Below are 26017 nucleotides of genomic sequence, written 5' to 3' on the forward strand. Positions count from 1 at the left end.
GCGTCCATCGTGTCAAAGGGCGGCGCCGGGGGTCGCCCCCGTTCCGGACCGGTCCGGCCGCAGCCGCACGTGCGCGACCACGGGTGAGGGGGCGTACTCCACGCACGTCCAGCCGTCGAGCGCCGGGCCGAGGTCGCCGAACAGTCGCTCCCCGGCACCGAGCAGCACCGGGACCACGACGACGTGCAGCTCGTCGAGGAGGCCGGCGCGCAGGTACTGGCGGACGGTCGACGCGCCGCCGCCCAGCCGGACGTGCCCGCCGCCCGCCGCGTCCCGCGCCCGCTCGAGGACGGCCTCGATGCCCTCGGTGACGAAGTGGAACGTCGTGCCGCCGGCCATCTCCAGCGGCGGCCGCGGGTGGTGGGTCAGCACGAACACGTCGTGGTGGAACGGTGGGTCCTCGCCCCACCAGCCCGACCAGCCGGAGTCGGACCACGGCCCCCGGATCGGGCCGAACATGTTGCGGCCCATGATCGTGGCCCCCGCGTCGTGCACCCCGGCGGTCCAGAAGCGCTCGTCGACGGGGGAGCGCTCGCCCTCGAACGCCCAGTCGTGCAGGCGCTCGCCGCCCACGCCCAGCGGGGCGTCGACGCTCTGCGACGGGCCGGCGGCGAAGCCGTCCAGGGACACGGACAGGTTGTGCACGCGCAGTTCGGTCACGCCGGTTGAGACCGCTGGACGGCCGGGGGGTCATCGGTGGTCTGCGCCACGGTTCGGGAGGACGTTCGCTGCCCCGCCCGCCGGTCCCGTACACTGGCTGTCCTGGGGCAGTTGACCCCGCCACCGGCGTGCCCCGGATGCCCTCGCGGGGCTGGGTGCCGAGCGTGGTGGGTCCGGCGGTCCCAGAGCCCGGCTCAGGGCACTAGGGGTGTAGCTCAATTGGCAGAGCAGCGGTCTCCAAAACCGCAGGCTGCAGGTTCAAGTCCTGTCACCCCTGCCCGTGCCGCCGGCTCCGCGCCGGCGACGTGCACGACCCGTACGACACCCGACCGACGGCCCCCCAGCAGCGGCCACCACCACGAGGCGAGCGAGGCGCAGTGAGCGACGAGAAGTCGGGACGCGAGGACGATCCTCGCGCCGCCTCCGACGCCGAGCTGACCGACGAGCAGATCGACCGCGAGGCCCCGGGCGTCGAGGACGCCGCCGAGCTCGAGGCCGCGGAGGCCGACGTCGCCGCCGAGGCCGAGGCCGAGGAGGACAAGGTCGTGGCCACGCCCGCGCGTCGCCGTGGGGGGCGGATCACCGCCGGTGACGAGGACGAGGACGACGAGCCTGCCGCGCGCACCCGGCGTCCGGTCCGCGAGCGCACCGCCGAGGGGGCCGGCACCCGGTCCCGGGCCGCCGCCGAGCGGGCGCGCGCCGAGGAGATCCGGCAGAAGCGCAGCGTGGGCCGGTTCCTGCGCGAGGTCGTCGCCGAGCTGCGCAAGGTCATCTGGCCCGGCAGGCGCGAGCTGATCACCTACACGACCGTCGTCATCGTCTTCGTGGCCTTCATCGTTGCGCTGGTGGCCGGCCTGGACCTCCTCTTCTCCCAGGCCGTGCTCGCCGTCTTCGGCTGAGCCCATCCGCGCCTGCACGCCACCGACAAGGAAGAGATCCCCGTGACCGACCCCCGCGAGCCCTTCGACACCGACAGCGCCGTCGAGGGGATCGACCTCGACGACGCCCGCTTCGACGTCCGTGGCAGTGCGGACCTCGAGACCGGCGCGGGCGAGCCCGGCTCCGCCGAGGGTTCCACCGACACCGCCGACCTCGACGCCCTGACCGGCGTGGCCGACGCGACCCCCGAGATCGAGGACGGCGACGTCGACAGCCTGGCCGGCGACCCGCTGACCGCCCCGGCGGCCGACTCCGACCTGGTCGAGCCGGAGGAGGACGAGGACCCCGTCGAGGCGCTGCGCAAGGCCCTGCGGATCGCCCCCGGCGACTGGTACGTCGTGCACTCCTACGCCGGGTACGAGAACAAGGTGAAGACCAACCTCGAGTCCCGCATCCAGTCGCTGGACATGGAGGACTTCATCTACCAGATCGAGGTGCCCACCGAGGAGGTCACCGAGATCAAGAACGGCAAGCGGACCCAGGTCAACCGCAAGGTGTTCCCCGGGTACCTGCTGGTGCGCATGGAGCTCAACGACGAGTCCTGGGGCGCGGTGCGCAACACCCCCGGGGTGACCGGGTTCGTCGGCGCCACCTCTCGCCCCTCGCCGCTCACCCTCGACGAGGTCGTCAAGATCCTCGCCCCGACCACCACCGCGCCGGCCGCCAAGGCGACCGAGACGACGACCACGACCGCCGCCGCGCCGGCCGCCGTGGTCGACTTCGAGGTCGGCGAGTCGGTGACCGTCATGGACGGGCCGTTCGCCACGCTCCCCGCCACGATCAACGAGATCAACGCCGAGCAGCAGAAGCTGCAGGTGCTCGTCTCGATCTTCGGCCGGGAGACGCCGGTCGAGCTCTCGTTCAACCAGGTCCAGAAGATCTGAGCCGGCCCCCCGGGCCGGATCAGCGACAGAGAAGGAAGTCATGCCCCCCAGGAAGCGGTTGACCGCGGTCATCAAGCTCCAGATCAACGCCGGTGCGGCCACCCCCGCGCCGCCCGTGGGTCCGGCGCTCGGCCAGCACGGCGTCAACATCATGGAGTTCTGCAAGGCGTACAACGCCGCCACGGAGTCGCAGCGCGGCAACGTGATCCCGGTCGAGATCTCGGTCTACGAGGACCGCTCGTTCACCTTCGTCACCAAGACCCCGCCCGCGGCGCGCATGCTGCTGAAGGCGGCCGGTGTGGAGAAGGGCTCCGGCGAGCCGCACAAGACCAAGGTCGCCACCGTGACCCGTGACCAGGTCCGCGAGATCGCCCAGACCAAGATGGCCGACCTCAACGCCAACTCCCTGGACGAGGCCGAGAAGATCATCGCCGGCACCGCCCGGTCGATGGGCATCACCGTCCAGTAAGCAGCAGGACCCGGCGCCCCGGTGCCGGACCGCTCCAGCACGTCACACGTGGGAGGGCCGCGCCAGGCCCGTTCACCACACGACTCCCGGCCGCGCGCCGGGGGAGAGGACACACCATGGCGAAGCACGGCAAGAAGTTCCGCGAGGCGGCCGCCAAGGTCGACCGCGACAACCTGTACTCCCCGCTGCAGGCGGCCACCCTGGCCAAGCAGACGTCGCCGACGACCTACGACGCCACCGTCGAGGTCGCCATGCGCCTGGGCGTCGACCCGCGCAAGGCCGACCAGATGGTCCGTGGCACGGTCAACCTGCCGCACGGCACCGGCAAGACCGCCCGCGTCATCGTCTTCGCGACCGGCGACAAGGCCGCCGAGGCCGAGGCCGCCGGCGCCGACGTCGTCGGCTCGGACGACCTGATCGAGCGCATCCAGGGCGGCTTCCTGGACTTCGACGCGGCGATCGCCACCCCCGACCAGATGGCCAAGGTCGGCCGGATCGCCCGCATCCTCGGCCCCCGTGGCCTGATGCCGAACCCGAAGACCGGCACCGTGACCCCCGACGTCACCAAGGCCGTCAACGACATCAAGGGCGGGAAGATCAACTTCCGCGTCGACAAGCAGGCCAACCTGCACCTGGTCATCGGCAAGACCTCGTTCGACGAGACCAAGCTGGTGGAGAACTACGCCGCGGCGCTCGACGAGGTCCTGCGGGCCAAGCCGTCGGCCGCCAAGGGCCGGTACCTGAAGAAGGTCACCGTCTCCACGACCATGGGCCCGGGCATCCCGGTCGACCCGAACCGGACCCGCAACCTGACGGTGGACGAGCCCACCGCCTGAGATCGGCCCGTCCGCCGGGACGGGACCACACGCAGGTCGCCGAGGCCCCGCAGCGCACACGCGCTGCGGGGCCTCCGCGCGTTCCGGGCCGGCGGGTGACGACGGCGACAGCGGTGCCCTGTCGACATGGCGTATGCTCGACGCCGTTCCCCCCAAGACCGCTGGTCGTCGCACGTCCGCGTGCGATCGAAGGTCCCGGACCCCGGGCGACCCGCGCAGGAGGACGGTTCGATCGCCGGGCGCTGCGCCCGGCCCTCGCCCCGTGCGCCCTGCGCCGGGGCGTTCCTCGTCTCCGGGCCCTTGATCGCCCGCCGTCGTGCACCGGCCGGTGGTCGCCCGACAGACGAGAGGAGGCCCATGCCCACGCAGGCGAAGGCCGCGGTGATCGACGAGATCACCCAGCGGTTCCAGTCGTCCAGCGCAGCGGTGCTCACCGAGTACCGCGGGCTGACCGTGGCCCAGCTGACCCAGCTGCGCCGTTCCCTCGGTGAGGGCAGCAGCTACGCCGTCGTCAAGAACACCCTGACGAAGCGGGCCGCGGAGGAGGTCGGTTTCGCCGATCTCGCGCCGCTGCTCAACGGCCCGACCGCGATCGCCTTCATCGAGGGCGACCCGGTGAACGCCGCCAAGGCCATCCGTGACTTCGCGCGCGCCAACCCGCTGCTCGTCGTCAAGGGTGGCGTGGTCGAGGGCCGCACGGTCGGCGCCGCCGAGGTCACCGCCCTCGCCGACGTCGAGCCGCGTGAGGTGCTCCTCGCCAAGCTGGCCGGCGCGATGAAGGGCAACCTCACCAAGGCCGCGGGTCTGTTCCAGGCCCCGCTGTCGCAGGTCGCCCGCCTGGCCGCCGCGCTGCAGGAGAAGAAGCCCGCCGAGGGCGCTCCCGCCGCCGACACCGCTGCTGACACCACCGCCGACACCGACGCTGCCGCCGCGGACGCCGCGGCCAGCACCGACTGACCCCCGAAGGAGAGATCATGGCCAAGCTGTCCACCCAGGACCTGCTCGACGCGTTCAAGGAGATGACGCTGCTCGAGCTGTCCGACTTCGTGAAGCAGTTCGAGGAGACCTTCGAGGTCACCGCTGCTGCCCCTGTCGCCGTCGCGGCCGCCCCGGCTGCCGGTGGTGGCGACGGCGGTGCCCCCGCCGCCGAGGAGCAGGACGAGTTCGACGTCATCCTCGAGAGCGCCGGCGACAAGAAGATCCAGGTCATCAAGGAGGTGCGCGGCCTGACCTCGCTCGGCCTCAAGGAGGCCAAGGACCTGGTCGACGGCGCGCCGAAGCCGGTCCTGGAGAAGGTCGCCAAGGACGCTGCCGAGAAGGCCAAGGCCGCCCTCGAGGGCGCCGGCGCCACCGTCACCGTCAAGTGACCCGGTGCCCGGCGGCGGCCTGACCGCCGCCGGGCAACGCACCACCTCGCACGACCCGCAGGGGCCGTCCTCCACCCGGGGGGCGGCCCCCGCGGCGTCTCCGGGGCGTCCGGTCCGGCGCCGAGAAGTGCGGCGTGGCTGCTGACCGGAGGCTCCCGGACTGGCATCATGGCTCTGCCGTCATGGAGAGGGTCCACTGGTCCCCGCCGGTCGGCTGCCCTTCCCGGGAGTGTGTCCGGTTGCACGGACCCCCCGACGTGGACAGCTCGCCGCAGCAGGGGTAGGGTTCTCTGTTGCGCTGCCCCCTGACTGCCTGCCCGCTACTGACGGGTCACCAGTGGTGCCCGGGATCCGTCCCGGATGCCCGGTAGACCCCCATGGTGCAGGACGACGCGGACAGCCCCGCCATTACCGACGACGACCCAGGACGAACCAGCACCCACCGCCCGCACGTCGTGAGGTCCTTGGAAGGACGCATCTTGGCAGGCTCTCGCCCCACCAGCATCAACCCCGGCACCACCGAGTCAGCTACCACCCAGAACACCCCGCAGTCCGGCCCCCGCACCGGTGAGGCCGACCAGCAGAAGATCCCCGGCGCGCCGCTGCGCGTCTCCTTCGCCAAGATCTCCGAGCCCCTGGCGGTGCCGGACCTGCTGGCCCTGCAGACCGCCTCGTTCGACTGGCTGGTCGGCAGCCCCGAGTGGCGGGCCACCCTCTCGCCCGAGGAGCAGGCCGACGCCGTCGGCGGTCTGGCCGAGATCCTCGAGGAGATCTCCCCGATCGAGGACTTCAGCGGCTCGATGTCGCTGTCCTTCTCCAACCCGCGCTTCGAGGACGTCAAGGCGTCCCTCGAGGAGTGCAAGGACAAGGACATGACCTACGCGGCGCCGCTGTTCGTCACCGCCGAGTTCATGAACAACACCACCGGCGAGATCAAGAGCCAGACGGTGTTCATGGGCGACTTCCCGATCATGACGAACAAGGGCACGTTCGTCATCAACGGCACCGAGCGCGTCGTCGTGTCGCAGCTCGTCCGCAGCCCGGGCGTCTACTTCGACAAGACCCTGGACAAGACGTCGGACAAGGACGTCTTCAGCGCCAAGGTGATCCCCAGCCGCGGTGCGTGGCTGGAGTTCGACGTCGACAAGCGCGACACCGTCGGCGTCCGCATCGACCGCAAGCGCCGCCAGCCGGTCACCGTCCTGCTCAAGGCGCTGGGCTGGACCGAGGACCGCATCCGCGAGCACTTCCAGTGGTCGCCGACCGTCCTGGCCACCCTGGAGAAGGACCACATCGCCGGGCAGGACGAGGCGCTGCTCGACATCTACCGCAAGCTGCGGCCGGGCGAGCCGCCGACGCGTGAGTCGGCGCAGGCGCTGCTGGAGAACCTGTTCTTCAACCCGAAGCGCTACGACCTGGCCAAGGTCGGCCGGTACAAGGTCAACAAGAAGCTCGGCGTGGAGATCCCGCAGAGCACGCTGACGCTGACCGAGGACGACATCGTCGCCACCATCGAGTACGTCGTGCGGCTGCACGCCGGCGAGCCCGAGCACGGCGTCGACGACATCGACCACTTCGGCAACCGTCGCCTGCGCACCGTCGGCGAGCTGATCCAGAACCAGATCCGGGTCGGCCTCTCCCGGATGGAGCGCGTCGTCCGCGAGCGGATGACGACCCAGGACGTCGAGGCGATCACGCCGCAGACCCTGATCAACATCCGGCCGGTCGTCGCCTCCATCAAGGAGTTCTTCGGCACCAGCCAGCTGTCCCAGTTCATGGACCAGACCAACCCGCTCGCGGGCCTGACCCACAAGCGCCGCCTGTCGGCGCTGGGCCCGGGTGGTCTGTCGCGTGAGCGGGCCGGCATGGAGGTCCGGGACGTGCACCCGAGCCACTACGGCCGGATGTGCCCGATCGAGACGCCGGAAGGCCCGAACATCGGCCTCATCGGCTCGCTGTCCTCGTTCGGCCGGGTCAACGCCTTCGGCTTCATCGAGACGCCGTACCGCAAGGTGGTCAACGGTGTGGTCACCGATCAGATCGACTACCTGACCGCCGACGAGGAGGACCGCTTCGTCGTCGCCCAGGCCAACTCGCCGCTGGACGCCAGCGGCCGGTTCGCCGAGGAGCGGGTCCTGGTCCGCACCAAGGGCGGGGAGACCACCGACCTCGCCCCGGAGAACGTCGACTACATGGACGTCTCGCCGCGGCAGATGACCTCGGTCGCGACGGCGATGATCCCGTTCCTCGAGCACGACGACGCCAACCGCGCGCTCATGGGCGCGAACATGCAGCGTCAGGCCGTGCCGCTGCTGCGCAGCGAGGCCCCGCTGGTCGGCACCGGCATGGAGCTGCGTGCCGCCGTCGACGCCGGCGACGTCGTCGTGGCGGAGAAGGCCGGTGTGGTCGAGGACTCCACCGCCGACTACGTCACGGTCATGGCCGACGACGGCACCCGGCAGACCTACCGGCTGCTGAAGTTCCGCCGCTCGAACCAGGGCACCTCGATCAACCAGACCCCCGTCGTCGACGAGGGCCAGCGGGTCGAGGTCGGCCAGGTCATCGCCGACGGTCCGTGCACCGACCAGGGCGAGATGGCGCTGGGCAAGAACCTGCTCGTCGCCTTCATGCCGTGGGAGGGCCACAACTACGAGGACGCGATCATCCTGTCGCAGCGCCTCGTGCAGGACGACGTCCTGTCCTCGATCCACATCGAGGAGTTCGAGGTCGACGCCCGCGACACCAAGCTCGGTGCCGAGGAGATCACCCGGGACATCCCGAACGTCTCCGAGGAGGTCCTCGCCGACCTCGACGAGCGCGGCATCATCCGCATCGGTGCCGAGGTCGTCCCCGGCGACATCCTCGTCGGCAAGGTCACGCCCAAGGGCGAGACCGAGCTGACCCCCGAGGAGCGGCTGCTGCGGGCGATCTTCGGCGAGAAGGCCCGCGAGGTCCGCGACACGTCGCTGAAGGTCAAGCACGGTGAGTCCGGCAAGGTCATCGGCGTACGCGTGTTCTCGCGCGAGGACGGCGACGAGCTGCCCGCCGGCGTCAACGAGCTGATCCGGGTCTACGTCGCCCAGATGCGCAAGATCTCGGACGGTGACAAGCTCGCCGGCCGCCACGGCAACAAGGGCGTCATCGCGAAGATCCTGCCGCAGGAGGACATGCCGTTCCTCGAGGACGGCACCCCGGTGGACATCGTCCTCAACCCCCTGGGCGTCCCCGGCCGGATGAACGTCGGCCAGGTCCTGGAGACCCACCTCGGGTGGGTCGCCAAGTCCGGCTGGCAGGTCGAGGGCAGCCCGGAGTGGGCGGCCAACCTGCCGCAGGCCGCCCGCGCGGCCGAGCCCGGCACCCGGACCGCGACGCCGGTGTTCGACGGTGCGCGCGAGGAGGAGATCGTCGGCCTGCTCAGCTCGACCATCCCCAACCGCGACGGCCAGCGGATGGTGGCCCCGACCGGCAAGGCGCGGCTGTTCGACGGCCGCTCCGGCGAGCCGTTCCCGGAGCCGATCTCGGTGGGCTACGTCTACATCCTGAAGCTGCTGCACCTGGTCGACGACAAGATCCACGCCCGGTCGACCGGCCCCTACTCGATGATCACGCAGCAGCCGCTGGGTGGTAAGGCGCAGTTCGGTGGCCAGCGCTTCGGTGAGATGGAGTGCTGGGCGATGCAGGCCTACGGCGCGGCCTACGCGCTGCAGGAGCTGCTCACCATCAAGTCCGACGACATCCTGGGCCGCGTCAAGGTCTACGAGGCGATCGTCAAGGGCGAGAACATCCCCGAGCCGGGCATCCCGGAGTCGTTCAAGGTGTTGCTCAAGGAGCTGCAGTCGCTCTGCCTCAACGTCGAGGTGCTGTCCGGCGACGGGCAGGCGATCGAGCTGCGTGACACCGACGACGAGGTCTTCCGGGCCGCGGAGGAGCTGGGCATCGACCTGTCCCGCCGCGAGCCGTCGTCCGTCGAAGACGTGTGATCGGCCGCCGGCCGGCCCTCGGGCCGGCCGGCGCCACCACTGCCACTAGAAGCGAAGAACTAGCCCCGGAAAGGGGTCCACTCAGTGCTCGACGTCAACTTCTTCGACGAGTTGCGCATCGGTCTGGCCTCTGGCGACGACATCCGCCAGTGGTCGCACGGTGAGGTGAAGAAGCCCGAGACCATCAACTACCGGACGCTGCGTCCGGAGAAGGACGGTCTCTTCTGCGAGAAGATCTTCGGTCCCACCCGGGACTGGGAGTGCTACTGCGGTAAGTACAAGCGGGTTCGGTTCAAGGGCATCATCTGCGAGCGCTGCGGCGTCGAGGTGACCCGGGCCAAGGTCCGCCGCGAGCGGATGGGCCACATCGAGCTGGCCGCGCCGGTCACCCACATCTGGTTCTTCAAGGGCGTCCCCTCGCGCCTGGGCTACCTGCTCGACCTGGCGCCCAAGGACCTCGAGAAGATCATCTACTTCGCCGCCTACCTGATCACCTCGGTCGACGACGAGACGCGCCACCGCGACCTCCCGACCATCGAGGCGGAGATCAGCGCGGAGAAGCACAACCTCGAGGGCCGCCGCGACGCCGACGTCGAGGCCCGCCAGCAGAAGCTGGAGGCCGACCTCGCCGAGCTCGAGGCGGAGGGCGCCAAGTCCGACGTCCGCCGCAAGGTCCGCGAGGGTGGCGAGCGGGAGATGCGTCAGCTGCGCGACCGCGCGCAGCGGGAGATCGACCGCCTCGAGGAGGTGCTCGACACCTTCCGCAAGCTCGAGGTCAAGCAGCTCATCGCCGACGAGGGCCTCTACCGCGAGCTGCGCGACCGCTTCGGTGAGTACTTCGAGGGCGGCATGGGCGCCGCGGCGCTGCAGAAGCTGCTCGCCGACTTCGACCTCGACGCCGAGGCCGCCTCGCTGCGCGAGACCATCCGCAGCGGCAAGGGCCAGCGCAAGCTGCGTGCCCTCAAGCGGCTGAAGGTCGTCGCGGCGTTCCAGCAGACCCGCAACTCGCCCATGGGCATGGTGCTGGACTGCGTCCCGGTCATCCCGCCGGACCTGCGCCCGATGGTGCAGCTCGACGGTGGCCGGTTCGCCACCAGCGACATGAACGACCTGTACCGCCGCGTGATCAACCGGAACAACCGGCTCAAGCGACTGCTCGACCTGGGCGCGCCGGAGATCATCGTCAACAACGAGAAGCGGATGCTCCAGGAGTCCGTGGACGCGCTGTTCGACAACGGCCGTCGCGGCCGGCCGGTCACCGGCCCGGGCAACCGTCCCCTGAAGTCCCTGAGCGACCTGCTCAAGGGCAAGCAGGGCCGGTTCCGGCAGAACCTGCTCGGCAAGCGCGTCGACTACTCCGGCCGTTCGGTCATCGTCGTCGGCCCGCAGCTGAAGCTGCACCAGTGCGGCCTGCCCAAGCAGATGGCGCTGGAGCTGTTCAAGCCGTTCGTCATGAAGCGGCTGGTCGACCTCAACCACGCGCAGAACATCAAGTCCGCCAAGCGCATGGTCGAGCGTGCCCGCCCCGTGGTGTGGGACGTGCTCGAGGAGGTCATCACCGAGCACCCGGTGCTGCTCAACCGCGCGCCGACGCTGCACCGTCTGGGCATCCAGGCCTTCGAGCCGCAGCTGGTCGAGGGCAAGGCCATCCAGATCCACCCGCTGGTCTGCACCGCGTTCAACGCGGACTTCGACGGTGACCAGATGGCGGTGCACCTGCCGCTGTCGGCCGAGGCGCAGGCCGAGGCCCGCATCCTCATGCTGTCGAGCAACAACATCCTGAGCCCGGCCGACGGTCGCCCGATCACCGCGCCGACCCAGGACATGGTGCTCGGCCTCTACCACCTGACGACCCTCACCGGGTCGGCGGAGCTGGCCGAGGGTGAGCTGCCCAAGTCGTACTCGACGACCGCCGAGGCGGTCATGGCCTACGACAAGGGCGCCCTGGGCCTGCAGGAGCGGGTGTCCATCCGCCTCGACGAGGTCTACGGCGTCGACAACGGGCCGAACGACCCGTGGGTCGCCCCGGAGGACTGGGAGCCGGGTCAGCCGGCGCTGGTCTCCACCAGCCTGGGCCGCGTGCTGTTCAACGAGGCCCTGCCCGAGGACTACCGCTTCGTCAACTACCAGGTGCCGAAGAAGGAGCTCGGGGCGATCGTCAACGACCTCGCCGAGCGCTACCCCAAGGTGCAGGTCGCGGCGACGCTGGACGCCCTCAAGTCCGCCGGGTTCCACTGGGCCACCCGCGCGGGGATCACGATCGCCATCGACGACGTGGTCACCCCGCCGGCCAAGCAGGAGATCCTGGACCGGCACGAGGCCGAGGCCCGGCAGATCGAGAAGCAGTACGAGCGCGGCGTCATCACCGACGCCGAGCGTCGTGGCGAGCTGATCGAGATCTGGACCCGTGCCCGGGCCGAGGTCAGCCAGGCGATGGTCGACAACTTCCCGACCACCAACCCGGTCTGGGTCATGGTCAACTCGGGCGCCCGAGGCAACATGATGCAGATCAGCCAGATCGCCGGTATGCGCGGTCTGGTCGCCAACCCGAAGGGCGAGATCATCCCGCGGCCGATCAAGGCCAACTTCCGGGAGGGTCTGTCGGTGCTGGAGTACTTCATCTCCACGCACGGTGCCCGCAAGGGTCTGGCCGACACCGCGCTGCGGACCGCCGACTCCGGTTACCTCACCCGCCGGCTGGTCGACGTCTCCCAGGACGTCATCATCCGCGAGGAGGACTGCGGTACCGACCGCGGCGTGATCATGCCGATCGGCACCGTGGTCGACGGCACGCTGACCCGCGACGCGCACGTCGAGACCAGCGTGTACGCCCGTGCGCTGGCCGCCGACGTGGTGGCCGAGGACGGCACCGTCATCGCCACGGCGAACTCCGACCTCGGTGACGTGCTCCTGCAGACGCTCATCGACGCCGGTGTCGCGGAGGTCAAGGTCCGCTGCGTCTTGACCTGCGAGTCGCTGCTCGGCACCTGCGCCACCTGCTACGGCCGGTCGCTGGCGACCGGCAAGCTCGTGGACGTCGGCGAGGCGGTCGGCATCATCGCTGCCCAGTCGATCGGTGAGCCCGGCACCCAGCTGACGATGCGCACCTTCCACACCGGTGGTGTCGCGGGTGAGGACATCACCCACGGTCTGCCGCGTGTGGTGGAGCTCTTCGAGGCCCGCGTCCCCAAGGGCAAGGCCCCGATCGCCGAGCTGGCCGGCACCGTCCGCATCGAGGACGGCGAGCAGTTCCGCAAGCTCACGATCACCCCGGACGACGGCTCCGACGAGGTCGTCTACGACAAGCTGTCGCGCCGGTCGCGGCTGCGGGTCGAGGACGGCGGCCACGTCGAGGTCGGCGAACAGCTCACCGAGGGTGCGGTCGACCCGCACGAGGTGCTGCGGATCATGGGCCCGCGCGAGGTGCAGCTGCACCTGGTCCGCGAGGTCCAGGAGGTCTACCGCAGCCAGGGCGTGTCGATCCACGACAAGCACATCGAGGTGATCATCCGCCAGATGCTGAAGCGGGTGACCATCATCGACTCGGGCGCGACGGAGTTCCTGCCCGGTGCGCTGGTCGAGCGGACGCTGTTCGAGACCGAGAACCGCCGGGTCGTCGCCGAGGGTGGCGAGCCGGCATCGGCCCGCCCGGTGCTCATGGGCATCACCAAGGCCTCGCTCGCGACCGAGTCGTGGCTGTCGGCCGCCTCCTTCCAGGAGACGACCAAGGTGCTCACCGACGCCGCGATCCAGGGCAAGAGCGACAGCCTGCTCGGCCTCAAGGAGAACGTGATCATCGGGAAGCTGATCCCGGCCGGTACCGGCATCAGCCGCTACCGGAACATCACGGTCGAGCCGACCGAGGAGGCCCGCGCCGCCGTCTACACGATGGCCGGGTACGACGACGGGCAGTACTACAGCCCCGACGTCTTCGGTCAGGGCTCCGGCGAGGCCGTCCGCCTGGAGGAGTACGACTGGCGGGGCTGAGGTAACACCTCCCTCCCCCCGCCGCTCGCACGCTCGCGGCGGGCCCCCTGAGGGAGACCGCAGTGACGAAAGGGCCCCGCAGGCGCGACACGCCTGCGGGGCCCTTCCGCGGTTCCGGGCCGGTCAGCCGAAGTCGGGCTGGGTGCAGGTGAACCGGGCCTCGACCGTCGCGGAGACCGTCTGCGGCACCGGCTCGACCTCGAAGCTGAGCTCGTCGGCGACGCTCGAGTCGGCGGCCGTGCGGAACATCGCCGCGGGGGCGACCGCGAACCCCTCGGGGGCGGCCATCCCGACGTCGGCTATCTGCACCAGTCCGGTCAGCCGCGCACCGGCCGCGGCCGCGTACTCCTCGGCCCGCCGCCGGGCGTCGCGGACCGCCTCCGTCCGCGCACGCCGGTACGCCTCGCTGTCGGGCCGCAGCGCCCAGAACGGCCCGTCCAGCGAGACCATGTCGCGGTCGGCCAGGCGCACCAGCAGGTCACCGAGGACGGCGGGGTCGACCACCACCGCGGTGAGCGACAGGCCGGCCACATGGCCGGTGACCCGTTCCCGCGGGCGTCCGTCCTTGAGCTGCGGCCGCACCCAGAGCGCTCCGGCCTCGACCGACTCGACGGCCGCGCCGTAGCCGCCCAGGGCCCCGCGGACGTCGTCCGCCCGGCGGGTGACGTCGCGCAGCGCCTGCGCGCGGTCACCGGAGCGTGCGCCCACGGACACCCGCACCCGGGCCAGCTCCGGCGGGACCTCCGCCGTCCAGGCTCCCCGGACGGCGATCGTGGCCGCTGCCGGCAGCGTGTCGGCCACGTCAGCCGGCCAGGCGGCGCATCGTCTCCACCGTCGCGAGCCGGCCCTCGGGGCTGCCGTCGAGGGGCTGCAGCATCAGGGTGGTCACCCCGGCCTCGCGGAAGGCGGCGATCCGCTCGGCCACGTAGGACTCCGGGCCGATCAGCGAGGTGGCCCGGACCAGCTCCTCGGGCACCGCGGCCGCGGCCTGGTCCTTCTTGCCGTCCAGGTAGAGGTCCTGGACGGTGCGTGCCTGCTCCTCGTAGCCGTAGCGCCGGGCCAGGTCGTTGTAGAAGTTCTTGCCGCGGGCGCCCATCCCACCGATGTAGAGCGCCAGTTGCGGCCGCACGTGGTCGAGCAGGCCCTCGACGTCGTCCCCGATGGCGACGGGCACGCCGGTGACCACCTGGAGCTCGCCCAGTGCCGGGTCGCGCCTGGCCTTGCCGGCGGCCAGGGACTGGCCCCACACCGAGGCCGCCTTCTCGGGGACGAAGAAGATCGGCTCCCACGCCTCGGCGATCTCGGCGGCGAGCTCCACGTTCTTGGGGCCGAGAGCGGCCAGCAGCACGGGGATCCGCTCGCGGACCGGGGTGTTGATCAGCTTCAGCGGCTTGCCCAGGCCGGTGCCCTGCTCCGGAGGGAGCGGGATGGTGTACTTCGGCCCCTCGTGCGCCAGCCGCTCCCGGCGCCACACCTGCCGGCAGATCTCGACGATCTCCCGGGTGCGCTGCAGCGGGGCGTCGTAGGGGACGCCGTGCCAGCCCTCGATGACCTGCGGGCCGGAGGCGCCCAGGCCCAGGGTGAACCGGCCGCCCGAGACGAAGTCCAGCCCGGCGGCGGTCATGGCGGTCAGCGCCGGCGTGCGGCTGTAGATCGGGAAGATGCCGCTCATCAGCTCGACCCGCTCGGTCACCGCCGCCAGGTAACCGAGCTGGCTCACCGCGTCGAAGGTGTAGACCTCCGCCACCATCGCGAGGTCGAGGCCGGCGGACTCGAGGTCGCGGATCTCGGCGGCGGTCTCGCGGAACCCCCCGCTGTAGCTGGCCTGGATGCCGATGCGCACGTCCACTCCTCTGGTCGGCGGCACCCCGGTCGGCGCCGGTCCCGACCGTATCGGCAGCGGAGAGCGGTGGAGGTGCTGTCCAGGAGCGGGAGGAGGGGCCTTGCTCAGAGGGCGCGGACGACCCCGACGACCTCGGTGACGACACGGACGCCGTCGACGTCCCCCGGGACGCGGCTGGCCGCCCCGGGGTCGGCCAGGTCGACCTTCACCACGTACCCGCTGTCGCGCCGGGCCAGGCCGATGCCGACCACCCCCGGGTCGGTGGCCAGCCTCGCGCTGAGGGCGCTCTTGGCGGCTCGGGCGGAGGCGCGGTCGGTCATGCACCCATGGTGCCCCGGATCGGTCCGGTGCGACAGGCTCAGACCGCCGGGGGCACCCTCAGGCGGGGACCCACTGCAGATCGAGCAGCTCCAGGACCGTGCTCAGGGGGTTGGCGAACGTGACGCCGCCACCGTTGCGGCCGCCGGTCTCGCTGCCCGCGAACAGCAGCCCCAGGGGCGCGCGGTCCGAGCTGCGCCAGATGACCGACCCACTGTCGCCGCCGGCGCTGAACCCGCCGTCCAGACCCTCGATCTCCACCTGGTCGTCGAAGACGTGCACCTGCTGGTCGTACTGGACGCTCAGTCCGTCCACCTCGACGGCGCTGATCCGGCCGATCGTGTGCGCCGTCGTCCGGCCGACCTTCTCCACCCGGTCGTCGGGGTCGACGTCCTCCACCGAGGGGACGTCGGCGCCGAGCGGACCGCCCGGCAGCCGCCCCGGCTCGGCGGGCACCTCCGGGTCGAGGGTGGCCACCGCGGCGTCGACGAGGTTGGCCCGGCCGTCGCCCCGGAACCGGACGAACGCGGCGAGCGTGGCGACGCGGTCGGCGTCGGTGCCGCCGTCGGCAGGCCCCGGCTGCAGCACCGCGTCGCCGACGGCGGCCGCGTCACTGGCCGCCAGCACGTGGTTGTTCGACAGCATCCCCAGCCGGCCGTCGACCCGGACGAAGCCCCCCAGGGTGCCCGCGGTGACCGACGGGTGCGCCACCGACAACCCCGGGCGCAGCGGGCGGGTGCGCCGCTGGAGCTCGCCCGGGGTGGGGGAGGACAGCGCCCGCACCGCGCCGACCACCCGGACGTCGACCTGCTCCAGGACGGCGTCGTCCAGCCCGGCCAGCAGCAGCTCCGCGTCGTCCTTGGCGCTGACCCGGATGGCCAGGTGGGCCCGACCGGGCCCGGTGGGGGCCAGCCCGAGCGCCGGCCGTGCCCAGCCGCCGAGGTCGAGTGCGCTGACCGGACCCGCCTCGGCCAGGCGAGCCGACAGGTGGGCCTTGAGCTCGCGGGCGAGGTCGACGTGCACGGCAATCCTCCGGTGGCGTTCGGTGGGCGTCCTGCGACCGACGGTAGGGCCGGGGTACGACAGCCGCGCGCCGGTCCGCGTCGTCCGAGGTGGACGGGGTGTCGCCGCGTGCACGGGCCCCCGCCGCGTGCGCCGAGCCGGTACAGTCGCGCCACCGTCGGGCCGCCCGGTCGGGTCCGTCCGCCTCCGGGAATACCCGGTCCGGCGCGACGTTGACCCCGACGTACGACCTCGACGAGTGGGCTGAACCACCGCCTGTCGACATGTGGCGGACCCGGCTTTGACCGGGTTCGAGCACGCGGGTATCGTGGTCAGCCGTGCCCAGGGTGCCCTGGGCCTGCTCCCGTTCGCGGTGCGCCTGCCGGTAGGTGGTGGCGCCGAGTCGCGGGGGGCGACCGATCCGGTTCGACTCGCCGGCCGGTCCTGGGGAAGGCGACACGCCCGACCGCGGGGACCGGTGGAGGGCCACGGCCGGAACCGGGTACGGCCCCGGCAGGACCGGCACCCGGTACAGCAGAGCAACGTCCACAGCACGACCCAGCGCAGGTAGGAGATCCAGGCCACCCATGCCCACGATCAACCAGCTGGTCCGCAAGGGCCGCGAGGACAAGGTCGAGAAGACCAAGACCCCGGCGCTGAAGGGCTCCCCTCAGCGTCGTGGCGTGTGCACCCGCGTGTACACGACGACGCCGAAGAAGCCGAACTCGGCGCTGCGCAAGGTCGCTCGCGTGCGTCTCACGAGTGGCATCGAGGTGACCGCCTACATCCCCGGTGTCGGCCACAACCTGCAGGAGCACTCGATGGTGCTCGTGCGCGGCGGCCGGGTGAAGGACCTCCCCGGCGTGCGGTACAAGATCATCCGCGGCTCGCTCGACACCCAGGGTGTCCGCAACCGCAAGCAGGCTCGCAGCCGGTACGGCGCGAAGAAGGAGAAGAGCTGACATGCCGCGCAAGGGCCCTGCACCGCGCCGCCCCCTGGTCGCCGACCCGGTGTACCAGTCGCCGCTGGTCACCCAGCTGGTGAACAAGGTTCTCGTCGACGGCAAGCGCTCGGTCGCCGAGTCGATCGTCTACGGCGCCCTCGAGGGCTGCCGTGCCAAGACCGACACCGACCCGGTGGTCACGCTCAAGCGGGCGCTGGACAACGTCAAGCCGGCCCTCGAGGTCCGCAGCCGCCGCGTCGGTGGTGCGACCTACCAGGTCCCGGTCGAGGTCCGCGCCTCCCGGAGCACGACCCTCGGTCTGCGCTGGCTGATCCAGTACAGCCGCGCCCGTCGCGAGAAGACGATGACCGAGCGTCTGATGAACGAGCTGCTCGACGCCAGCAACGGCCTCGGTGCCGCGGTCAAGCGCCGCGAGGACACGCACAAGATGGCCGAGTCGAACAAGGCCTTCGCGCACTACCGCTGGTAAGTGCCACCCCGGCTGGCTCCGCCAGCCCCCGCGGCCGGCGGGTAGTCCGGGCCACCCCCTGGACACCGCACGCGGACCCGAACCAAAGAGGAGACGAGACAGATGGCCGACACCCAGGCCCAGCTCGCCAAGACCCGCAACATCGGGATCATGGCGCACATCGACGCCGGCAAGACCACGACGACCGAGCGCATCCTCTTCTACACCGGTATCAACTACAAGATCGGTGAGGTCCACGACGGCGCGGCCACGATGGACTGGATGGAGCAGGAGCAGGAGCGCGGCATCACCATCACGTCCGCCGCGACGAAGTGCTCCTGGAACGGCTACGACATCAACATCATCGACACCCCCGGGCACGTCGACTTCACCGTCGAGGTGGAGCGGTCGCTGCGGGTGCTCGACGGTGCCGTCGCCGTCTACGACGGTGTCGCCGGCGTGGAGCCGCAGACCGAGCAGGTGTGGCGGCAGGCCGAGAAGTACGGCGTCCCGCGCATGTGCTTCGTCAACAAGCTCGACCGCACCGGTGCGGACTTCTTCCGCTGCGTCGACATGATGGTCGAGCGGCTCGGCGCCAACCCGGCGGTGCTGCAGCTGCCGATCGGTGCCGAGGCCGACTTCATCGGCGTCGTCGACCTGGTCCAGATGCGTGCGCTCACCTGGCGTGGCGAGACGCAGATGGGTGAGGACTACGCGGTCGAGGAGATCCCGGCCGAGCTCGCCGACCAGGCGGCCGAGTACCGCGAGAAGCTCCTCGAGACCATCGCCGAGACCGACGACGAGCTCATGGAGGCCTACCTCGGCGGCGAGGAGATCTCCGTCGAGCGGCTGAAGGCGGCCATCCGCAAGGCGACCATCGCCGCGCAGGTGAACCCCGTCCTCACCGGCACCGCCTTCAAGAACAAGGGCGTCCAGCCCCTGCTCGACGCGGTCACCGACTACCTGCCCAGCCCGCTGGACATCGAGGCGATCGTCGGCACCGCGCTCGACGGCGAGACCGAGGTCATCCGGCACGCCGACGAGGACGAGCCGTTCTCGGCGCTGGCGTTCAAGATCCAGACCGACCAGCACCTCGGCAAGCTGACCTACATCCGGGTCTACTCCGGCAAGGTCTCCTCCGGGTCCCCGGTGCTCAACAGCACCAAGGACCGCAAGGAGCGGATCGGCAAGATCTACCAGATGCACGCCAACAAGCGCGAGGAGCGCGAGGGCGTGGGCGCCGGCCAGATCGTCGCCGTCGTCGGCCTGAAGCAGACCACCACGGGTGACACGCTCAGCGACCCGCAGAAGCCGGTGATCCTGGAGTCGATGACCTTCCCGGCGCCGGTCATCTCGGTCGCGATCGAGCCGAAGACCAAGAGCGACCAGGAGAAGCTCGGCACCGCCATCCAGAAGCTGGCCGAGGAGGACCCGACCTTCCAGGTCCGGCTCGACGAGGAGACCGGCCAGACGGTCATCTCCGGCATGGGCGAGCTCCACCTGGAGATCCTCGTCGACCGCATGCGGCGCGAGTTCAAGGTCGAGGCCAACGTCGGCAAGCCGCAGGTGGCCTACCGCGAGACCATCCGCAAGACGGTCGAGAAGTACGACTACACGCACAAGAAGCAGACCGGTGGCTCCGGCCAGTTCGCGAAGGTCCAGGTCACCCTGGCGCCGCTCGAGGTCAGCGGCGACGGTCCGACCTACGAGTTCGAGAACGCCGTCACCGGTGGGCGCATCCCGCGGGAGTACATCCCGTCGGTGGACCAGGGCATCCAGGACGCCATGCAGTACGGCGTGCTCGCCGGCTACCCGCTGGTCGGCGTCAAGGCCACCCTGGTCGACGGCCAGTACCACGAGGTCGACTCCTCGGAGATGGCCTTCAAGATCGCCGGCTCGATGGTCTTCAAGGAGGCCGCACGCAAGGCCAGCCCGGCCCTGCTCGAGCCGCTCATGGCCGTCGAGGTCGTCACCCCCGAGGACTACATGGGCGACGTCATCGGCGACCTGAACTCCCGGCGCGGGACCATCCAGGCGATGGAGGAGCGCTCCGGCGCCCGCGTCGTCCGGGCCCTGGTCCCGCTCTCGGAGATGTTCGGCTACGTGGGCGACCTGCGCAGCCGCACCCAGGGGCGGGCGAGCTACACCATGGTGTTCGACTCGTACGCCGAGGTCCCGCAGAACGTCGCCAAGGAGATCATCGCCAAGGCGACCGGCGAGTGACCTGCCGGGCGGGGTAGTCCCGTCCGGCCCCCCAGCAAGCCCACCCCAGAGTTCGCGCACGACTGCGACACCACGAGGAGAGGAACCCAGTGGCCAAGGCCAAGTTCGAGCGGACCAAGCCGCACGTCAACATCGGCACCATCGGGCACATCGACCACGGCAAGACGACGCTGACCGCGGCGATCACCAAGGTGCTGCACGACAAGTACCCGGACCTCAACGAGGCGTCCGCCTTCGACCAGATCGACAAGGCGCCCGAGGAGAAGGCCCGCGGCATCACGATCTCGATCGCGCACGTCGAGTACCAGACCGAGAACCGGCACTACGCGCACGTCGACTGCCCCGGTCACGCCGACTACATCAAGAACATGATCACCGGTGCGGCGCAGATGGACGGCGCCATCCTGGTGGTCGCGGCGACCGACGGCCCGATGCCGCAGACCAAGGAGCACGTCCTCCTGGCCCGCCAGGTCGGCGTCCCCTACATCGTCGTGGCCCTCAACAAGGCCGACATGGTCGACGACGAGGAGATCCTGGAGCTCGTCGAGCTCGAGGTCCGCGAGCTGCTCAGCGAGTACGAGTTCCCGGGCGACGACGTCCCCGTGGTCCGCGTCTCCGCGCTCAAGGCCCTCGAGGGCGACGCCGAGTGGGGCAACAAGCTCATGGAGCTCATGGACGCGGTCGACGCCGCGATCCCCGAGCCGCAGCGTGAGATCGACAAGCCCTTCCTCATGCCCGTCGAGGACGTCTTCACCATCACCGGTCGCGGCACCGTCGTCACCGGTCGCGTGGAGCGCGGCATCGTCAAGGTGAACGAGGAGGTCGAGATCGTCGGCATCCGTTCCTCGTCGACCAAGACCACCGTCACCGGCGTCGAGATGTTCCGCAAGCTGCTCGACCAGGGCCAGGCCGGCGACAACGTCGGTCTGCTCCTGCGCGGCATCAAGCGCGAGGACGTCGAGCGCGGCCAGGTCGTGGTGAAGCCGGGTTCGATCACCCCGCACACCAACTTCGAGGCCTCGGTCTTCATCCTGTCGAAGGACGAGGGTGGTCGTCACACCCCGTTCTTCAACAACTACCGTCCCCAGTTCTACTTCCGGACGACGGACGTGACGGGTGTGGTGACCCTGCCCGCCGGCACCGAGATGGTCATGCCGGGCGACAACACCGACATGACGGTCGAGCTGATCCAGCCGATCGCCATGGAGGAGGGCCTGAAGTTCGCCATCCGTGAGGGTGGCCGGACGGTCGGCGCTGGTCGCGTCACCAAGATCCTCAAGTAAGACCCTCGACGGGCGGCGGCCGATCGCGGCCGCCGCCCGTCCTCGGGTGGCCGACGCCACCCATCCCGCTGGGGCCAGACCGGATGAGGTCAGGACCACCCGGCGTTCCCCAGCTACGAACAGACACCGATCGGCAGGAGCAGAAGACAGCGATGGCGGGACAGAAGATCCGCATCCGGCTGAAGGCCTACGACCACGAGGCGATCGACGCCTCGGCGCGGCGCATCGTCGAGACGGTGACCAAGACCGGTGCGCGCGTCGTCGGCCCGGTGCCGCTGCCGACGGAGAAGAACGTGTACTGCGTCATCCGGTCCCCGCACAAGTACAAGGACTCGCGGGAGCACTTCGAGATGCGTACGCACAAGCGGCTCATCGACATCCTCGACCCGACGCCGAAGACGGTCGACGCGCTCATGCGCATCGACCTGCCGGCCTCGGTCGACGTCAACATCCAGTAAGGGCAGTCAGCAGACATGGCGAGCACATTCCGTGGTCTCCTCGGCGAGAAGCTGGGCATGACCCAGGTCTTCGACGAGAACAACCGCATCGTGCCGGTGACCGTCGTCAAGGCGGGCCCGTGTGTGGTGACCCAGGTGCGCACCCCCGAGGTCGACGGCTACTCCGCCGTCCAGCTCGGGTTCGGTGAGATCGACCCGCGCAAGGTGAACAGGCCCGAGGGCGGGCACTTCGCCAAGGCGGGCGTCACGCCGCGCCGGCACCTGGTGGAACTGCGCACCGCGGACGCCTCGAACTACACGGTCGGCCAGGAGCTGACCGCCGAGGTCCTCGACGGCGTCGCGAAGGTCGACGTCATCGGCACCAGCAAGGGCAAGGGCACCGCCGGCGTCATGAAGCGTCACGGCTTCAAGGGCCTCGGCGCGGCGCACGGCACCCAGCGCAAGCACCGGTCGCCCGGTTCCATCGGCGGGGCCTCGACCCCCGGTCGCGTCTTCAAGGGCCTGCGCATGGCCGGCCGCATGGGCGCGGTCAAGACGACGACCCTCTCGCTCAACGTGCACAAGGTGGACGCCGAGCGTGGGCTGCTGCTGATCAAGGGCGCGATCCCTGGCCCGAAGGGCGGCCTCGTGCTCGTCCGCTCGGCCGTCAAGGGCGGCCCCGTGGGGAGTGACAACCAGTGACCCAGTCCACCCAGACCCGGACCGACCGCGAGGTCGACGTCCGGACCCCGGCGGGGGAGACCGCCGGCAGCGTGACGCTGCCCGGTGAGCTCTTCGACGCGTCGGCCAACGTCTCGCTCATGCACCAGGTCGTGGTGGCCCAGCTGGCCGCCGCGCGTCAGGGCACGCACGCGACCAAGACCCGCGGCCAGGTCAGCGGTGGTGGCGCCAAGCCCTACCGCCAGAAGGGCACCGGCCGAGCCCGCCAGGGCTCCACCCGTGCTCCGCAGTTCGAGGGCGGTGGCACCGTCCACGGGCCGCAGCCGCGCGACTACTCCCAGCGGACGCCCAAGAAGATGAAGGCCGCCGCCCTGCGCGGTGCCCTCTCCGACCGGGCCCGTGAGAACCGCGTCCACGTGGTGAGCACCTTCGTCGACGGGGACGCCCCCAAGACCAAGGCCGCCCTGGCCACGCTCGAGGCGATCACCACCGCCAAGCGCGTGCTCGTGGTCCTCGACCGCGACGACGTCCTCAACTGGGTCAGCCTGCGCAACGTGCCTCAGGTGCACCTGCTCGAGGCCGGCCAGCTCAACACCTACGACGTGCTGGTCTCCGACGAGGTCGTCTTCACCGAGACCGCGCTGGCCGAGTTCGTCGCCGGCCCGGTGTCCGGCAAGCGCCGCGACGTCGAGCTGCCCGACCTCTCGACCCACGAGACGCCCGGCGGCGTCCCGTCGATCGCCCCCGCCGAGGGTGAGGGCACCGTCGAGACCGCCAGCACCACCGACACCACCGAGGAGAAGGCGTGAGCGTCCGCGACCCCCGGGACGTCCTGCTGTCCCCGGTCATCTCGGAGAAGAGCTACGGGCTGCTGGACGAGAACCAGTACACCTTCGTCGTCCTGCCCGAGGCGAACAAGACGCAGATCAAGATCGCGGTCGAGCAGATCTTCAACGTGAAGGTCCTCGGCGTGAACACGATCAACCGCCAGGGCAAGCGCAAGCGGAGCAAGGGCAACCAGATGGGCAAGCGCAAGGACACCAAGCGCGCCATCGTGTCCCTCGCCCCCGGCGACCGCATCGAGATCTTCGGTGGTCCCGGCGCCTGAGCGCCGCGACCGTTCGGACCAGAGATAGAGGACTGAGTCAGCAATGGCTATCCGCAAGTACAAGCCGACGACGCCGGGCCGCCGCGGCTCCAGCGTCGCCGACTTCGCCGAGGTCACCCGCGACCATCCCGAGAAGTCGCTGGTCCGACCGCTGCACGGTCGTGGCGGGCGCAACGTCCACGGGAAGGTCACCGCGCGGCACCAGGGCGGCGGGCACAAGCGCGCCTACCGGGTGATCGACTTCCGCCGGGCCGACAAGGACGGCGTGCCGGCCAAGGTCGCCCACATCGAGTACGACCCCAACCGCACCTCGCGCATCGCGCTGCTGCACTTCGCCGACGGCGAGAAGCGCTACATCATCGCGCCGGCCCGCCTGAAGCAGGGCGACACGGTCGAGTGCGGCCCCTCGGCGGACATCAAGCCGGGCAACAACCTGCCGCTGCGGAACATCCCGGTCGGCACCGTGGTTCACGCCATCGAGCTCCGTCCCGGCGGCGGTGCCAAGATCGCCCGCTCGGCCGGCACCAGCGTCCAGCTGGTGGCCCGTGAGGGTCGTCTGGCGCAGCTGCGCATGCCGTCGGGCGAGATCCGCAACGTCGACGTGCGCTGCCGCGCGACCGTCGGCGAGGTGGGCAACGCCGAGCAGTCGAACATCAACTGGGGCAAGGCCGGCCGCATGCGGTGGAAGGGCAAGCGCCCGACCGTCCGCGGTGTCGCCATGAACCCGGTGGACCACCCGCACGGCGGTGGTGAGGGCAAGACCTCCGGTGGTCGCCACCCGGTGAACCCGAAGGGCAAGCCGGAGGGCCGGACGCGCAAGCGCAAGGCCAGTGACGCCCTGATCGTGCGCCGCCGGCGCACCAACAAGAAGCGCTGAGCGGGTAGAGGAGTCCGACAGACATGCCACGCAGCCTGAAGAAGGGCCCGTTCGTCGACGACCACCTGCTCAAGAAGGTGGACTCGCAGAACGACAAGGGCACCAAGAACGTCATCCGCACCTGGTCGCGGCGCTCGACGATCATCCCCGACATGCTCGGGCACACGATCGCGGTGCACGACGGCCGCAAGCACGTCCCGGTCTTCGTGACCGAGGCGATGGTCGGGCACAAGCTCGGCGAGTTCGCTCCCACGCGCACGTTCCGTGGGCACGTCAAGGACGACCGCCGGTCCCGGCGCGGCTGACCAGGTAGAGAGAGATTCCAATGACTTCCCAGGTGGGACAGGAGACGCCGGTCGCCCGGGCCACGGCCCGGTTCGTCCGCGTCACCCCCATGAAGGCACGCCGGGTGGTGGACCTCATCCGCTACCTGCCGACCGACGAGGCGCTGGCGCTGCTGCGGTTCGCCCCGCAGGCCGCCAGTGAGCCGGTGCTCAAGGTGGTGGCCAGCGCCGTCGCGAACGCCGAGCACAACCTGCGGCTGGACCCGGCCGCCCTGGTCGTGAGCGCCGCGTACGTGGACGAGGGCCCGACGCTCAAGCGGATCCGTCCGCGTGCGCAGGGCCGCGCGTTCCGCATCAACAAGCGGACCTGCCACATCACCGTCGAGGTCGCGGAGGTGGGCGCCAGCGAGGAGCTCGCCGGCAAGTCCCGCACCGCGCGCCGCCGTACCGGCCAGTCCGGCCCGGCCACCCAGCAGCAGAAGAGCAACACGAGGGGAGGGACCCGCTAGTGGGTCAGAAGGTCAACCCGCACGGGTTCCGGCTCGGCATCACCACCGACTACAAGTCCCGGTGGTACGCCGACAAGCTCTACAAGGACTACGTCAAGGAAGACGTGGCCATCCGCAAGCTCATGAGCAAGGGGATGGAGCGGGCCGGGATCTCCAAGGTCGAGATCGAGCGCACCCGCGACCGCGTCCGCGTCGACATCCACACCGCCCGGCCGGGCATCGTCATCGGCCGTCGCGGCGCGGAGGCCGACCGCATCCGCGGCGAGCTGGAGAAGCTCACCGGCAAGCAGGTGCAGCTGAACATCCTCGAGGTCAAGAACCCCGAGTCCGACGCGCAGCTGGTCGCCCAGGGGGTCGCCGAGCAGCTCTCCAGCCGCGTGAGCTTCCGTCGCGCCATGCGCAAGGCCATGCAGTCGGCGCAGCGCAGCCCGCAGGTGAAGGGCATCCGGGTGCAGTGCTCCGGGCGCCTGGGCGGCACCGAGATGAGCCGGTCGGAGTTCTACCGCGAGGGGCGCGTGCCGCTGCACACCCTGCGCGCGAACATCGACTACGGCATCTACGAGGCCCGCACCACCTTCGGCCGCATCGGCGTGAAGGTCTGGATCTACAAGGGCGACGTGAGCGGCTCCCGGGCCGAGCGCGAGGCTCTCGAGGCCCTGGCCGCCCGTCAGCAGCGTCGCGAGCGGGCCCAGCGTCCGCAGCGCCGTTCCGGGTCCTCCGGCACCACCGCCGGTGGCACCGAGGCCGGCCGCGCCGCGGCCGAGTCCCCGACCGGCCCGGCCGTCGACACCACCGACAGCGCGGTGGCCGTGACCTCCGGCGAGGTGGCTCCCGAGCAGACCCTCGCCGAGGCCGCTGGTCCCGAGGCGACCGCTGCGGCCGAGACCACGGCCGCGCAGAACCCCACGGAGGGCTGA

At 70.6% G+C, this 26017-nt stretch carries 25 protein-coding genes and 1 tRNA gene; 21 read left to right on the forward strand and 5 right to left on the reverse strand.

What is annotated here, in order from left to right; genetic code table 11:
• Positions 1-12 precede the first annotated feature (12 nt).
• Positions 13-660, reverse strand: coding sequence for a dihydrofolate reductase family protein (locus tag ACI784_RS00745; RefSeq protein ID WP_457012252.1), 648 nt, complete (start codon positions 658-660; stop codon positions 13-15).
• Positions 661-864: 204 nt separating this feature from the next.
• Between ACI784_RS00745 and ACI784_RS00750 the strand changes: the two genes are divergently transcribed.
• The 9 genes from ACI784_RS00750 (at position 865) to ACI784_RS00790 (ending at position 13122) form a co-directional block, all read left to right on the forward strand.
• A tRNA-Trp gene (locus ACI784_RS00750) sits at positions 865-937 on the forward strand.
• A gap of 100 nt (positions 938-1037) precedes the next feature.
• Complete coding sequence (secE, locus tag ACI784_RS00755; protein ID WP_456922919.1) at positions 1038-1559, forward strand: preprotein translocase subunit SecE; 522 nt, start codon at positions 1038-1040, stop codon at positions 1557-1559.
• A 42-nt stretch (positions 1560-1601) separates the two neighbouring features.
• Entirely contained in the window at positions 1602-2483 is an 882-nt protein-coding gene (gene nusG, locus ACI784_RS00760; RefSeq protein WP_457012253.1) for a transcription termination/antitermination protein NusG, read from the forward strand.
• A 40-nt stretch (positions 2484-2523) separates the two neighbouring features.
• Entirely contained in the window at positions 2524-2952 is a 429-nt protein-coding gene (gene rplK, locus ACI784_RS00765; protein WP_012950499.1) for a 50S ribosomal protein L11, read from the forward strand.
• A 116-nt stretch (positions 2953-3068) separates the two neighbouring features.
• Positions 3069-3788, forward strand: coding sequence for a 50S ribosomal protein L1 (gene rplA / locus ACI784_RS00770; protein WP_456922921.1), 720 nt, complete (start codon positions 3069-3071; stop codon positions 3786-3788).
• Positions 3789-4145: 357 nt separating this feature from the next.
• The gene (gene rplJ / locus ACI784_RS00775) at positions 4146-4745 is read left to right on the forward strand and encodes a 50S ribosomal protein L10 (protein ID WP_456922922.1); all 600 of its coding nucleotides are present in this window, start codon (positions 4146-4148) and stop codon (positions 4743-4745) included.
• Between the two features lie 17 nt (positions 4746-4762).
• Positions 4763-5155 (forward strand): 50S ribosomal protein L7/L12, encoded by a 393-nt coding sequence (gene rplL / locus ACI784_RS00780; RefSeq protein ID WP_456917536.1) that lies wholly within the window; start codon positions 4763-4765, stop codon positions 5153-5155.
• A 479-nt stretch (positions 5156-5634) separates the two neighbouring features.
• Positions 5635-9135 (forward strand): DNA-directed RNA polymerase subunit beta, encoded by a 3501-nt coding sequence (gene rpoB, locus ACI784_RS00785; RefSeq protein ID WP_456922923.1) that lies wholly within the window; start codon positions 5635-5637, stop codon positions 9133-9135.
• Between the two features lie 84 nt (positions 9136-9219).
• On the forward strand, positions 9220-13122 hold the full coding sequence (locus tag ACI784_RS00790; protein ID WP_456922924.1) for a DNA-directed RNA polymerase subunit beta': 3903 nt from the start codon (positions 9220-9222) through the stop codon (positions 13120-13122).
• 123 nt (positions 13123-13245) lie between these two features.
• Here ACI784_RS00790 and ACI784_RS00795 read toward each other — a convergent pair whose 3' ends face one another.
• The 4 genes from ACI784_RS00795 to ACI784_RS00810 all read right to left on the reverse strand — a co-directional run bounded on the left by ACI784_RS00795 (position 13246) and on the right by ACI784_RS00810 (position 16306).
• The gene (locus ACI784_RS00795) at positions 13246-13923 is read right to left on the reverse strand and encodes an SIMPL domain-containing protein (RefSeq protein ID WP_457012254.1); all 678 of its coding nucleotides are present in this window, start codon (positions 13921-13923) and stop codon (positions 13246-13248) included.
• A 1-nt stretch (position 13924) separates the two neighbouring features.
• The gene (locus tag ACI784_RS00800; RefSeq protein WP_457012255.1) at positions 13925-14965 is read right to left on the reverse strand and encodes an LLM class F420-dependent oxidoreductase; all 1041 of its coding nucleotides are present in this window, start codon (positions 14963-14965) and stop codon (positions 13925-13927) included.
• 104 nt (positions 14966-15069) lie between these two features.
• Complete coding sequence (locus tag ACI784_RS00805) at positions 15070-15285, reverse strand: hypothetical protein (protein ID WP_456922927.1); 216 nt, start codon at positions 15283-15285, stop codon at positions 15070-15072.
• A gap of 58 nt (positions 15286-15343) precedes the next feature.
• Complete coding sequence (locus ACI784_RS00810; protein ID WP_457012256.1) at positions 15344-16306, reverse strand: hypothetical protein; 963 nt, start codon at positions 16304-16306, stop codon at positions 15344-15346.
• Positions 16307-16872: 566 nt separating this feature from the next.
• On the opposite strand from ACI784_RS00810, the gene rpsL reads away from it, so the two are divergent.
• The 12 genes from rpsL to rpsC all read left to right on the forward strand — a co-directional run bounded on the left by rpsL (position 16873) and on the right by rpsC (position 26017).
• Positions 16873-17247, forward strand: coding sequence for a 30S ribosomal protein S12 (gene rpsL / locus ACI784_RS00815; RefSeq protein ID WP_012950487.1), 375 nt, complete (start codon positions 16873-16875; stop codon positions 17245-17247).
• A gap of 1 nt (position 17248) precedes the next feature.
• The gene (rpsG, locus tag ACI784_RS00820; protein WP_117375616.1) at positions 17249-17719 is read left to right on the forward strand and encodes a 30S ribosomal protein S7; all 471 of its coding nucleotides are present in this window, start codon (positions 17249-17251) and stop codon (positions 17717-17719) included.
• Between the two features lie 102 nt (positions 17720-17821).
• The gene (gene fusA, locus ACI784_RS00825) at positions 17822-19921 is read left to right on the forward strand and encodes an elongation factor G (RefSeq protein ID WP_456922929.1); all 2100 of its coding nucleotides are present in this window, start codon (positions 17822-17824) and stop codon (positions 19919-19921) included.
• An 89-nt stretch (positions 19922-20010) separates the two neighbouring features.
• On the forward strand, positions 20011-21204 hold the full coding sequence (tuf, locus tag ACI784_RS00830; RefSeq protein WP_456922930.1) for an elongation factor Tu: 1194 nt from the start codon (positions 20011-20013) through the stop codon (positions 21202-21204).
• Positions 21205-21356: 152 nt separating this feature from the next.
• Positions 21357-21662, forward strand: a complete 306-nt coding sequence (rpsJ, locus tag ACI784_RS00835; RefSeq protein ID WP_012950483.1) for a 30S ribosomal protein S10 — start codon at positions 21357-21359, stop codon at positions 21660-21662.
• Between the two features lie 15 nt (positions 21663-21677).
• Positions 21678-22343, forward strand: coding sequence for a 50S ribosomal protein L3 (gene rplC, locus ACI784_RS00840; RefSeq protein ID WP_457012257.1), 666 nt, complete (start codon positions 21678-21680; stop codon positions 22341-22343).
• Positions 22340-23131, forward strand: coding sequence for a 50S ribosomal protein L4 (gene rplD / locus ACI784_RS00845; protein ID WP_456922932.1), 792 nt, complete (start codon positions 22340-22342; stop codon positions 23129-23131). Before rplC ends, rplD begins: the two co-directional genes overlap by 4 nt.
• Complete coding sequence (rplW, locus tag ACI784_RS00850) at positions 23128-23430, forward strand: 50S ribosomal protein L23 (RefSeq protein WP_457012258.1); 303 nt, start codon at positions 23128-23130, stop codon at positions 23428-23430. The genes rplD and rplW overlap by 4 nt, the downstream gene beginning before the upstream one ends.
• A gap of 43 nt (positions 23431-23473) precedes the next feature.
• Positions 23474-24307 (forward strand): 50S ribosomal protein L2, encoded by an 834-nt coding sequence (gene rplB, locus ACI784_RS00855; RefSeq protein WP_091213410.1) that lies wholly within the window; start codon positions 23474-23476, stop codon positions 24305-24307.
• Positions 24308-24330: 23 nt separating this feature from the next.
• A complete protein-coding gene (gene rpsS / locus ACI784_RS00860; protein WP_456922934.1) occupies positions 24331-24612 on the forward strand; it encodes a 30S ribosomal protein S19 in 282 nt (93 codons plus the stop codon).
• 32 nt (positions 24613-24644) lie between these two features.
• Positions 24645-25100 carry a 50S ribosomal protein L22 gene (rplV, locus tag ACI784_RS00865; RefSeq protein WP_457012259.1) on the forward strand — a complete coding sequence of 152 codons (456 nt, stop codon included), beginning with the start codon at positions 24645-24647 and terminating at the stop codon, positions 25098-25100.
• Complete coding sequence (gene rpsC, locus ACI784_RS00870; protein WP_456931572.1) at positions 25100-26017, forward strand: 30S ribosomal protein S3; 918 nt, start codon at positions 25100-25102, stop codon at positions 26015-26017. The genes rplV and rpsC overlap by 1 nt, the downstream gene beginning before the upstream one ends.

It is taken from the genome of Geodermatophilus sp. SYSU D01186 (assembly GCF_054050215.1).

What these genes read in the sequence shown, in the direction of transcription:
- rplK (WP_012950499.1), top strand. Translation starts at nt 2,524, where the DNA reads ATGCCCCCCAGGAAGCGGTTGACCGCGGTCATCAAGCTCCAGATCAAC.
- rplA (WP_456922921.1), top strand. Translation starts at nt 3,069, where the DNA reads ATGGCGAAGCACGGCAAGAAGTTCCGCGAGGCGGCCGCCAAGGTCGAC.
- rplJ (WP_456922922.1), top strand. Translation starts at nt 4,146, where the DNA reads ATGCCCACGCAGGCGAAGGCCGCGGTGATCGACGAGATCACCCAGCGG.
- rplL (WP_456917536.1), top strand. Translation starts at nt 4,763, where the DNA reads ATGGCCAAGCTGTCCACCCAGGACCTGCTCGACGCGTTCAAGGAGATG.
- ACI784_RS00805 (WP_456922927.1), bottom strand. Translation starts at nt 15,285, where the DNA reads ATGACCGACCGCGCCTCCGCCCGAGCCGCCAAGAGCGCCCTCAGCGCG.
- rpsL (WP_012950487.1), top strand. Translation starts at nt 16,873, where the DNA reads ATGCCCACGATCAACCAGCTGGTCCGCAAGGGCCGCGAGGACAAGGTC.
- rpsG (WP_117375616.1), top strand. Translation starts at nt 17,249, where the DNA reads ATGCCGCGCAAGGGCCCTGCACCGCGCCGCCCCCTGGTCGCCGACCCG.
- fusA (WP_456922929.1), top strand. Translation starts at nt 17,822, where the DNA reads ATGGCCGACACCCAGGCCCAGCTCGCCAAGACCCGCAACATCGGGATC.
- rpsJ (WP_012950483.1), top strand. Translation starts at nt 21,357, where the DNA reads ATGGCGGGACAGAAGATCCGCATCCGGCTGAAGGCCTACGACCACGAG.
- rplC (WP_457012257.1), top strand. Translation starts at nt 21,678, where the DNA reads ATGGCGAGCACATTCCGTGGTCTCCTCGGCGAGAAGCTGGGCATGACC.
- rplB (WP_091213410.1), top strand. Translation starts at nt 23,474, where the DNA reads ATGGCTATCCGCAAGTACAAGCCGACGACGCCGGGCCGCCGCGGCTCC.
- rpsS (WP_456922934.1), top strand. Translation starts at nt 24,331, where the DNA reads ATGCCACGCAGCCTGAAGAAGGGCCCGTTCGTCGACGACCACCTGCTC.